The 10,640-nt window shown below is 44.7% G+C and carries 10 protein-coding genes; 8 read left to right on the forward strand and 2 right to left on the reverse strand.

Translation table 11 applies throughout. From position 1 onward, the window contains the following. Nucleotides 1-1,300, reverse strand: a 1,300-nt coding sequence (locus WKT17_RS15940) for an ATP-binding protein (protein WP_340273649.1), incomplete at its 3' end; no start/stop codon positions are given. 40 nt (nt 1,301-1,340) lie between these two features. After that, nucleotides 1,341-2,471: a prephenate dehydratase gene (pheA, locus tag WKT17_RS15945; protein WP_173749504.1), complete on the reverse strand. Its 1,131-nt coding sequence runs from the start codon at nt 2,469-2,471 to the stop codon at nt 1,341-1,343. 129 nt (nt 2,472-2,600) lie between these two features. Here pheA and WKT17_RS15950 point away from each other — a divergent pair, with 129 nt between their 5' ends. The 8 genes from WKT17_RS15950 to WKT17_RS15985 all read left to right on the forward strand — a co-directional run bounded on the left by WKT17_RS15950 (nt 2,601) and on the right by WKT17_RS15985 (nt 10,533). Next, nucleotides 2,601-2,987, forward strand: coding sequence for a putative ABC transporter permease (locus WKT17_RS15950; protein WP_173749503.1), 387 nt, complete (start codon nt 2,601-2,603; stop codon nt 2,985-2,987). A gap of 81 nt (nt 2,988-3,068) precedes the next feature. Further along, nucleotides 3,069-3,995: an aspartate carbamoyltransferase gene (gene pyrB / locus WKT17_RS15955; RefSeq protein ID WP_291683710.1), complete on the forward strand. Its 927-nt coding sequence runs from the start codon at nt 3,069-3,071 to the stop codon at nt 3,993-3,995. Next, entirely contained in the window at nt 3,989-4,426 is a 438-nt protein-coding gene (locus WKT17_RS15960) for an aspartate carbamoyltransferase regulatory subunit (protein ID WP_111919700.1), read from the forward strand. The genes pyrB and WKT17_RS15960 overlap by 7 nt, the downstream gene beginning before the upstream one ends. Before the next feature lie 212 nt (nt 4,427-4,638). Further along, entirely contained in the window at nt 4,639-5,955 is a 1,317-nt protein-coding gene (locus WKT17_RS15965; RefSeq protein ID WP_173749501.1) for an aspartate kinase, read from the forward strand. A 12-nt stretch (nt 5,956-5,967) separates the two neighbouring features. Then, entirely contained in the window at nt 5,968-6,918 is a 951-nt protein-coding gene (locus WKT17_RS15970) for a 2-hydroxyacid dehydrogenase (RefSeq protein WP_291683709.1), read from the forward strand. A 255-nt stretch (nt 6,919-7,173) separates the two neighbouring features. Beyond that, nucleotides 7,174-7,545 (forward strand): GntR family transcriptional regulator, encoded by a 372-nt coding sequence (locus WKT17_RS15975; RefSeq protein ID WP_173749499.1) that lies wholly within the window; start codon nt 7,174-7,176, stop codon nt 7,543-7,545. Further along, nucleotides 7,542-8,444: an ABC transporter ATP-binding protein gene (locus WKT17_RS15980; protein WP_291683708.1), complete on the forward strand. Its 903-nt coding sequence runs from the start codon at nt 7,542-7,544 to the stop codon at nt 8,442-8,444. Before WKT17_RS15975 ends, WKT17_RS15980 begins: the two co-directional genes overlap by 4 nt. Continuing rightward, nucleotides 8,419-10,533 carry a DUF6449 domain-containing protein gene (locus tag WKT17_RS15985; RefSeq protein WP_173749498.1) on the forward strand — a complete coding sequence of 705 codons (2,115 nt, stop codon included), beginning with the start codon at nt 8,419-8,421 and terminating at the stop codon, nt 10,531-10,533. The genes WKT17_RS15980 and WKT17_RS15985 overlap by 26 nt, the downstream gene beginning before the upstream one ends. Nucleotides 10,534-10,640: the final 107 nt, after the last annotated feature.

Raw genomic sequence — 10,640 nt, forward strand, 5'->3', positions numbered from 1 at the left:
GCTGCTGTCCCAGAAGATAATCGATAAACTGCTGGGCTGTCCGTCCGGAAAGGCCGCCGTGCTGGAGTTCCCAGGCATTGGCTTTTTGGAGCAGTTCGTTTTCCTCCATAACAATGTGGTGGCGTCTGGCCAGGGTCAGGACGATTTCCTGGAATTCTTTTTTCTCAGGAGAACCGAAATAAATGGTAACACCGAAGCGGGATACCAGAGATAGTTTTTCCTGTACCGTGTCATTGGTGTGCAGGTCATCGTTGCGGTCTTCTTTGTCACTGTAGCGCTCCCGAACCAGATGTCTGCGGTTAGAAGTGGCGTAAATCAAAATGTTATCCGGTTTCCGCTCCAGACCGCCTTCAATCACAGCTTTCAAATACTTGTATTCAATTTCAAAATCTTCAAAAGATAAGTCGTCCATGTAAATAATAAATTTATAGTGGCGGTTCTTTATCTGGGCAATGACATCGTTTAAATCCCCGAACTGGTGCTTGTATACTTCAATAATACGCAGTCCCTGGTCATAATACTGGTTTAAAATGGCTTTAATGCTGGAAGATTTTCCCGTTCCCGCGTCTCCGAACAGCAGACAGTTGTTGGCAGGCTTATTGTTTAAGAAGGCCTCTGTGTTGTCAATGAGTTTTTTCTTGGCAATTTCGTAGCCAACCAAATCGTCCAGATGTACATGAGCTATTCTGGTAATCGGGACAATCCGTACCCGGTCGTCTGTGCTTCTGTGTTCCAGGCGGAAGGCTTTATGAAGGCCCAGCTTTCCCACACCGAAATCTTTATAAAAGCCTGTCATGTGTTCCATAAATTCTTCGGCTGTTTCTGCGCTGGCCAGAAGCCGGCTCAAAGTACAGAGACGGTTTTTGATTCGTTCATTAAACTGTTTCCCACTGCCTGGCGTATTTTCATAGTGGCTGATAAGCCGGCAGCAGGACCGGGTGCCGTAAAAGCTTTCAAAAGCAGAAAAATCCAGATGAAACAAGTCTTTAAAAATACCAAAGTCATGAAGGGCAAGGTGGTTTAAAGAACCTTGGCCGGGGCCGATGATTTCGCAGGAGGTACTGAAAGCATTTTCGTGGTTTACCAGAAGATAGGTCAGGTAATTGTTCCAGAGATTCCCCGTAAATCCGTAAGTATTTGCCATTTCCACCAACCCGTTCATACAGCGGTAGAAAAGAGGGGCGGATTTTTGGGGATTGTCCGGCTCCTGACAACAGATGGATAAGGCCTCCAGCATATCGTTTAAAATATCTCCCTGTTCAAAATTTTGATACAGAATACATTCTTCTACATGAAACATCATTCATTCCTCCTCTGATAGTAAAATACGGCTGTGTGCTTTAATAATTTCCGTGTACCCGCAGATTCTGCGCCTCTGCCTTTAAGCCACGCAGGGCGTTCTGTACGGCGCTGTCGCTTAGATTTCCTTCAAAATCCACAAAGAACCGGTATTCCCAGTTTCGCTCTGCAATGGGACGGGACTCGATTTTCGTCATGTTCAGTCCGTTGTAAATAAAATGGGAAAGACTGTTGTAAAGACTTCCGCTTTCGTGAGGAAGTTCATAGCTGACGCTGATTTTCTTTGCGTCTTTGCAGTATATTTTTTCCTTTGTGACAATAATAAAGCGGGTGGAGTTTCCCGGATTGCTGTAAATTCCCGTGGCCAGAGGAACCAGGCCGAAGTATTCTGCCGCATAGGGGCTTGCAATGGCAGCCTGGGTCTTGTCGCCGTCTTTTGCCACTTTTTTTGCAGCTGCAGCGGTATTGCTAAATTCCCGGCAGTGCCATGTCTCATGGCTGTCCAGAAATTCCCGGCACTGCATGAGAGCCTGAGGGTGGGAGTAGACGCTCTGAATATCTTCCAGTGTTGCTCCCGGCACACCCATAAGCACATGACGGCACCGGATAATCTGTTCTCCGGCAATGACATGATTGTATTCATTTAATAAGTCGTAGTTGTCCTGAACAATGCCGGCAGTGGAATTTTCAATGGGAAGCACGGCATAAAAAGCATTCCCCTTTTTGATTTCCTCCATGGCGTCCTTCCAGGTATCCACATGATAGCTTTGAATGTTTTCCCCAAAAAAAGCATGCATGGCAGCGTGGCTGTAGGCACCTTCCACTCCCTGGAAAACCACAGAAACCTTGTCCTTTGGCAGAGTCTCCACAACACGGAATTCTCCGGTTTCCGGCGGGGCGCTTTCCTGGAGAAGCTGGTACTGCCGTTTGCGGCTGATGGACATAATGTGCTGATATAGTTCCTGCACACCGCAGCAGTTAAAGGCGCTGTGTGTTTTTTGACCCAGAGTTTCCAGCTTTTCCTGTTCCCGGGTGCGGTCAAAAACCGGTTTTTGAGTCTCTATTTTAAATTTTGCCACGTCTTCGGCAATAGACATACGTTTTTCAAACAGTTTTACAATCTGGTCATCAATGACATCGATTTCTTTTCGCATTTCCTGTAAATCCAGCATATGCAGCCTCCTCTTGTTGATAAATGTAACCTTTATGATACACCGACACTTTACTGTGTGCAAGTGTTTTGTATAAAATATCCCGGAAAATTCCATAATAAAGACAAAAAGAAAGAGGAGCAGCTGGTTATGAAAAGCGATTTTATCAAATGCGGGGCAGCAGGCTGGTGTCTGGAAATTCTCTGGACCGGACTGCATGCGTTGGGCAACAGGGAGTGGAAAATGATGGGGCAGTCTTCTCTTTGGATGTTTCCCATCTATGGCATGGCCGCCTGTATTGGCCCTTTGTCACGGCATTTGAAGAAAATTCCCATTATCTTCCGGGGCGGGATTTACATGACTGGAATTTTTGCCGCAGAATTCGGAACAGGTATGTTTTTGAAACACTATGATATGTGTCCCTGGGACTACAGCAACACTCCGTACCACTACAAAGGCGTCATACGTTTGGATTATGCGCCTGTGTGGTTTTTGACAGGGCTGATATATGAAAAATTATTGTCTGCAAAGAAGTGAAAATTCTTGAAATACACAAAGAAGTGGTATATGATGATACAAGGGTTCAAAATCCTGAGAGTACACATTAGGAGGTAATCTATGAGACATTTAATGAGTCCACTGGATTTATCCGTAGAGGAGCTGGCAAAGGTACTGGACCTTGCCAATGACATTGAAAAAAATCCGGAAAAATATGCCCACAAATGTGATGGGAAAATTTTAGCAACATTGTTTTATGAACCGAGTACAAGAACTCGTTTGAGTTTTGAATCTGCCATGATGCGTCTGGGCGGAAAAGTTCTGGGATTTTCCAGCGCCAATTCCAGTTCAGCGGCAAAAGGCGAGAGTGTTGCGGATACGGTTCGGACTGTATCCTGTTATGCGGATATCTGCGCCATGCGTCATCCAAAGGAAGGTGCGCCTTTGGTTGCGTCTATGGCTTCCCGGATTCCGGTTATCAATGCAGGAGACGGCGGACATCAGCATCCCACACAGACATTGACGGATTTACTTACCATTCGTTCTTTAAAAGGAAGACTGGATCATATTACCATAGGATTGTGCGGAGATTTAAAATTCGGAAGAACCGTACATTCGCTCATTGAGGCGCTGGTGCGTTACGAAGGTGTAAAATTTGTGCTGATTTCACCGGAAGAACTGAAAATTCCGGACTATATCAGAGAAGATGTGTTAAGAGCCAGCGGTCACGAATTTGTAGAAGTAGAGCGTCTGGAGGATGCGATGCCTTCTCTTGATTTGCTGTATATGACCCGTGTACAGAAAGAGCGTTTCTTTAATGAAGAGGACTATGTGCGCATGAAGGATTTCTATATTCTGGACAAGGCCAAAATGGAACTGGCAAGACCGGATATGCTGGTGCTTCATCCACTGCCCAGAGTAAACGAGATTTCCGTAGAAGTGGACGCTGACCCAAGAGCTGCTTATTTCAAACAGGTGCAGTACGGTGTTTATGTTCGTATGGCGCTGATGCTGAGTTTATTGGGAATGGGGGTAGACTTATGTTAAATGTAGGACGTTTAAGTGAAGGTGTGGTATTAGACCATATCAAAGCCGGAAAGAGTATGACCATTTACCACGATTTAGCGCTGGATAAACTGGACTGCTGTGTGGCCATTATTAAAAATGCCAGAAGCGGAAAAATGGGGCGCAAGGATATTATTAAGGTAGAATGTCCTATCGATACCTTGGATTTGGATATTCTGGGATTTATTGACCATAACATTACGGTGAATATTATTAAGGACGGGGAGATTGTGGAAAAGAAAGACCTGCATCTTCCAAAAGAAATCCGAAATGTCATCAAATGCAAAAACCCGCGCTGCATTACTTCCATTGAGCAGGAGTTGGACCATGTGTTTATTCTGGCTGACCCGGAAAAGGAAGTATACCGCTGCAAATATTGTGAAGAAAAATACAGGGGAAACCGCAACAAATAAAGAGGCAAAGGCAACAAAGAAGAGGGCAGATGCTTGAGAAAATCAGGTCATCTGCCCTCTTTTATAACGCCTTGGCATATCTGTCATAAACTATAGAAATGAAGGATTTGTCAAATTGATGTTTTTAGGGGAAATCTGTAGAAAATACTGGACATTTGCGGGGAGAAATTATATTATTTATGCTATGCAGCATTATGTGAGGAGGATATGAGATGAAGAAAGTTGTAAAGTTCGGAGGAAGTTCACTGGCCAGTGCGGAGCAGTTTAAAAAAGTAGGCGCAATCATCCGCGCAGACGGAACCAGAAGATATGTGGTACCTTCTGCACCGGGCAAACGCTTTTCAGAAGATACAAAGGTAACGGATTTATTGTATGCGTGTTACCGCGCCGCCAATGAAGAGATTTTTCAGAAGGTACTGGCAGAAATTAAGAGCCGCTATCAAGAGATTATTGACGGTTTGGAATTGTCTCTGTCTTTGGAAGAGGATTTTAAAATTCTGGAGGAAAACTTCAGACAGCAGATTGGGGAAGAGTACGCGGCTTCCCGAGGAGAATATTTAAACGGTAAAATTATGGCGGATTATCTGGGCTTTACCTTTGTAGATCCGGCAGAAATGATTCGCTTTGACGGAAACGGACAGTTTGACGCAGAGATTACGGAAGCCTTAGTGGCAAAAAGGCTGAAAGACGTGACAGAAGCCGTAGTTCCCGGTTTTTACGGTGCAAAAGAAAACGGGGAAATTAAGACGTTTTCCAGAGGCGGCTCGGACATTACAGGTTCCATTATTGCAGGAGCATTAGATGTGGAATTGTATGAAAACTGGACAGACGTATCCGGGGTTATGGTGACAGACCCCAGAATCATCAACAATCCCAAATCCATTGACACCATTACCTACAGAGAATTAAGAGAGCTTTCCTACATGGGCGCTACCGTACTTCACGAAGATGCGATTTTCCCTGTCAGAAAAGCCGGAATCCCGATTAATATTAAGAATACCAATGCGCCGGAAGAAGACGGTACTATGATTGTGGAGGATACCTGCAAAAAGCCGCCGTATACCATTACCGGTATCGCAGGCAAGAAGGGATTCTGTTCGCTGTTTATTGAAAAATCCATGATGAATTCGGAAATCGGCTTTGGACGCAAAGTTTTGCAGGTGTTGGAGGAACAGGGAATTTCCTTTGAACATGTACCTTCCGGGATTGACACTATGACTATCTTTATTCATCAGGATGAATTTGCGGAAAAAGAGCAGCAGGTGATTGCCGGAATTCACAGAGCTGTGAAGCCGGATTATATGGAACTGGAAACGGATTTGTCTCTGGTTGCCGTTGTGGGAAGAGGCATGCGTTCCAACCGCGGTACCGCCGCCAGAATTTTCGCGGCTCTTGCCCATGCGAATGTCAATGTGCGTATGATTGACCAGGGCTCCAGTGAGCTGAATGTCATTGTAGGCGTAAAAGACGAAGATTTTGAACCGGCGATTAAGGCCATTTACGATATTTTCGTAGAGACACAGGTTTAAGAGGCATAGAATATGAAAATTGTAGTGATAGAACCTCTGGGTGTGGAAAAAGAACAGCTTTTGTCCATTGCAGAGGAAAAACTTCCCAAGTCCGCAGAGCTGGTGTGTTACGATACCAGAGTGACGGATACGGAGATATTGATTGAAAGAGGGCGGGACGCAGATGTGGTAGTAGTTGCCAATCTTCCCTTAAACGGGCAGGTGATTCGGGGTTTTCAGAAGCTGAAACTGCTTTCAGTAGCCTTTACCGGCGTAGACCATATTGATTTGGAAGCCTGCAGGGAAAAGGGCGTGACGGTCTGCAACTGTGCCGGATATTCCACCGTGGCTGTGGCAGATTTGGTGTTTGGCATGCTGCTTTCCCTTTACCGGAACATTCCTGCCTGCAATGAGGCGGTACGCCGGGAGGGAACCAAGGACGGGTTAGTAGGCTTTGAATTGGCCGGAAAGAAATTCGGCATAGTGGGAACCGGAGCCATCGGACTGCGGGTGGCGCGGCTTGCTCATGCTTTTGGCTGTGAAGTCTATGCTTACAGCAGGACGGAAAAGGAAATTGACTGGGTACATTACATGCCGTTAGAGGAACTTTTGGGCACCTGTGACATTGTATCTCTGCACACACCTTTGACAAAGGAGACACACCATCTGATTTGCCGGGAAAATCTGGCGCTTATGAAGAAAAGTGCTGTGCTGATTAATACGGCAAGAGGTCCGGTGGTGGACAGCGAGGCTTTGGCCGAAGCCTTAAACCAGGGGAAAATCGCAGGGGCTGCGGTCGATGTGTTTGAGACAGAGCCACCGGTGTCTAAAGACCACCCTCTGTTTCATGCAAAAAATACCCTTGTGACGCCACATGTGGCCTTTGCCACAAAAGAGGCCATGGTAAAACGGGCGCATATTGCTTTTCGGAATGTGAAAGCATGGCAGGAGGGCGCTCCTCAGAATGTCATAGGAGAGCCATAAAAAGATAGAACAGAAAAAGGTTCGAACTTTTCAAAACAAATTCATAAGGGAAATGGTAAATTGGAAAAAAGTGCAAATGAAAAAAAGATTTGCACTTTTTTCGTATTTAAAAATATGTATTTCTTCTACTCGCTTTTGTTCCTATATGTACAATTTGGTCTTGACAAATCACTCTTTCTCTTATAAAGTATTAAGTGTACTAATAATGTTAGTACACTTAATACGGAACTCTATTTTGGGAAAGGAGGAAACATTTTGATTGTTATTGATTATCAGAACCGAAAGCCCATATACGAGCAGATTGTAGAACGGTTTCAGATGCTGATTGTAAAAGGAATTATGGAGGCAGATACCAAGATGCCGTCGGTTCGTTCTTTGGCAACAGAACTTTCTATCAATCCCAATACCATTCAGAAAGCGTATACCATTCTGGAACAGCAGGGATACATTTATCCGGTAAAGGGAAAGGGGAATTTTGTTTCAGGAAATCAAGCATTGAAAGAAGAACAGAAGACCGTATTTTTTGAAAAATTGAAGAAACTGATACGGGAAGGACGGGAACTGGAAATACCAAAAGAACTTTGTCTGGAAAAAGCAGCGGAGTTCTATGAGGAGGGTAAATCATGATAAAAGCAGAAAAACTGTGCAAAACATTCGGAGAAATAAAGGCAGTGAACGAAGTTTCCCTGACTATTACAGACAATAGTATTTTTGGCCTGGCAGGCACTAACGGCGCTGGAAAAAGTACTCTGCTGCGTATACTGGCCGGTGTGCTCAGACAGGACAGCGGAAAGATTCTGGTAGACGGACAGGAAGTATATGAGAATCCCGCCTGCAAAAGAGAGATTTTCTTTTTGCCGGATTCCTCCTATTTCTTCCAAAACAGCAGCATCTGCGATATGGCCAGATATTTTTCCATGTACTATCCGAGATACGATGTTGCCCGTGTGGAAAAGCTGGCAGACAAACTGGGACTGGAAAAAAAGAGGAAAATCAGTACGTTTTCCAAGGGTATGAAACGTCAGGCCGCCATGCTTCTGGGCGTCTGTGCAGGAACGAAATATTTGTTCTGTGATGAAACCTTTGACGGTCTGGATCCGGTGATGCGCCAGGCTGCCAAGAGTATTTTGGCCTACGAGGTATCAGAAAGGGAATTTACCCCGATTATTGCCTCTCATAACCTGAGGGAACTGGAAGACATCTGCGACCATGTGGGACTGCTTCACAGAGGCGGTGTGCTGCTTTCCAAGGACGTGGAGGAAATGAAGCTGCATATTCATAAAGTGCAGTGCGTGCTTTCTGAAGCCGCGGATGAAGAACTGCTGCTGAGGGAACTGGATATCATGCAGTATGAGAAAAGGCTGTCTCTGCTGACCATGGTTGTGCGGGGGGAGCAGGAAGAAATTCTGGAGAAAATTCAGAAGAAGAACCCGCTTTTTGCAGAAGCCATTCCTCTTACTTTAGAAGAAATCTTTATCAGCGAAACGGAGGTAGCTGGATATGACATCAAGAAATTATTTATTTAACAGCATAAAAGAAAACATCCGCAGAAATTTTTATCTGCTGATTTTACTGTCTGTGTCCATGCTGGCTGTGCTTCCTGCTTACACAATCATGCAGATGGAACTGGCACCTTTGCAGTACCCTGCTATGGGAAGTTCTTTGAATTCCTCGCAGGAGATGCTTTTAAAATGCCTGGATTCCACCAATCCGGGTGTACAGATAGTGGTTATCGGCGCGGCTGTGCTGCTGGCTATGACGGGTTTTTCCTACCTGCATGCAGGAAAGAAGACTGACTTTTACCACAGCCTGCCCTTAAAGAGAGAGGAACTTTTTATGATTTCCTTCTCCAGTGGATTTTTGACCTTCCTGCTGCCGTATCTGGTATCCGTGGCTTTGACCTGCCTGGTAGGTGCGGTTTACGGTGGTTTCAGCGAACAGACGGCGGCAACGCTGTTTCAAGCCATGGGGATTCACATTTTATTCTTTGTGGTGATTTACAGTGCGGCTATACTTGCTGTTTTGCTTACGGGAAATCTGTTTACAGCGCTTCTGGCCTTTTTGGGCATGATGAGTTATGGCTGGCTGGTGTATATGGCTTATCAGATGTTGAATGATCGTTTTTTATATACCATGGGGAATTTCGGAAATTCCAGTATGGAATATTTTTTAAGTCCTGTAATTTCTTATATTGGTGTTGCGGATACCCTGCTAATTGCGCCCCAGCTGCAGAAACAGTTGATAATTCTGCATGTGGTGCTGGCTGTGGTACTTCTTGCAGCGGATATCTGTATTTATAAAATCCGTCCGTCGGAAAGCTATCATAAAGCCATTGCTTTTCAGAAGTTGCAGCCGTTGATTAAGGTCTGCTGTATCATTCCCATTGCTCTTGTGACGGCCCTGCTTTTCAGTTCCGGTATGACACACAGTTTTGTCTGGCTGGTGATTGCCGTATTGATTGTAAGCTTGGTTCTGTCCGTGGCTTTTGAATTTTTGTATACCATGGATCTTAGAAAAAGCCTGCGTCCCCGTGTTTCGTCAGGCATGGTGCTGGCTGCGGTGCTTCTTGTGCTGACGGGCTATAAGATGGATATTACAGGGTATGATTCTTATCTTCCGAAAAAAGAAAAAATAGAAACTATGTCCGTGTATTTCCCAAGTATCAATGGAAGATTTTCCTATAGTGAAGACTATTTTACCAATTACAGAAATGCAGAGGGTGATTTCCTGAAAAAAACCAGGATAAAAGACTTTGCACCTATATATGAATTGGCAAAAATGGGAGTAGAAGCCAGCAGAGAAGAAAAAAAGATAGATTATGGGACAGCGCCGGAATTAAGAGAGTCTGTGTATGCAACTCCTATGGATTATGTTACAAATCAGAACAGTCAGGGAGAAACCCTTGTTTCCGTGTATGTGGCTTATCATCTGAAATCAGGCAGAACCGTTTACCGGGCTTATATGATTCCGGAAACCGAAGAAGTGATTTCTCAGATAACAGCCGTGTATGATGACTGGAGTTACAGGGAAAAAATGCTGCCCACCAGCTATCAGAAGGCAGAGGACATAGATTATTTATACCTGGATACTTTTTATGAGTCGAGAAAACAGATTTCCGGGGGCAGAAGCGAGCTGGAAGAAATTTACAAGACGTATAAGACAGAACTGGAAAATATGAGTTTTCAGGAAAGCTGCGAAAACCGGGTTGTGGGTTATTTGATAACAGAAAAAGAGCGGAAGGATTATGGAAACGATACGTATACCACCAGCTACTCCCTTCCGATTTATGAGAACTTTACAAAGACCATGGGACTTTTAAAAGAAGCGGGAGAAGAGGTATTGGTAACCATAGATAGTGAGCAGGTTGAGGCTCTGACTCTGAGTTTCTGGAACGAAGAGCAGGAGAAGACTGTAGAAATCAAAGACAATGCCCAGATAGAAACACTCTCCGAGCATCTTACTTATGAGGACTGTCGCTATGGTGTGGACAGTCGTGTGGAATATGATATTATGGTAAACATTTTATGGAAAAACAGAGAATACGCATCTCCGAATGTATATCTTATGGGGGATGAAAGTGTGGAAGACATTCTGAAAAATCTGAATTTTGACTAACCGTTTGTATAGCAGGCGCCCCGGAGAAATCCGGGGTGTTTTTGCTGTGGACTTTAGTCTGTTTCGCCCATTGGAGTTTTTCGTTGATCCGAAAAATGGAGATGGGC

It is taken from the genome of Blautia sp. HCN-20427 (assembly GCF_037890365.1).
Classification (GTDB): Bacteria; Bacillota; Clostridia; order Lachnospirales; family Lachnospiraceae; genus Blautia.

Bases quoted from the DNA above. Each gene is read 5' to 3' on its own strand.
- pheA (WP_173749504.1), bottom strand. From the start codon at position 2,471: ATGCTGGATTTACAGGAAATGCGAAAAGAAATCGATGTCATTGATGAC.
- WKT17_RS15950 (WP_173749503.1), top strand. From the start codon at position 2,601: ATGAAAAGCGATTTTATCAAATGCGGGGCAGCAGGCTGGTGTCTGGAA.
- pyrB (WP_291683710.1), top strand. From the start codon at position 3,069: ATGAGACATTTAATGAGTCCACTGGATTTATCCGTAGAGGAGCTGGCA.
- WKT17_RS15960 (WP_111919700.1), top strand. From the start codon at position 3,989: ATGTTAAATGTAGGACGTTTAAGTGAAGGTGTGGTATTAGACCATATC.
- WKT17_RS15965 (WP_173749501.1), top strand. From the start codon at position 4,639: ATGAAGAAAGTTGTAAAGTTCGGAGGAAGTTCACTGGCCAGTGCGGAG.
- WKT17_RS15970 (WP_291683709.1), top strand. From the start codon at position 5,968: ATGAAAATTGTAGTGATAGAACCTCTGGGTGTGGAAAAAGAACAGCTT.
- WKT17_RS15980 (WP_291683708.1), top strand. From the start codon at position 7,542: ATGATAAAAGCAGAAAAACTGTGCAAAACATTCGGAGAAATAAAGGCA.
- WKT17_RS15985 (WP_173749498.1), top strand. From the start codon at position 8,419: ATGACATCAAGAAATTATTTATTTAACAGCATAAAAGAAAACATCCGC.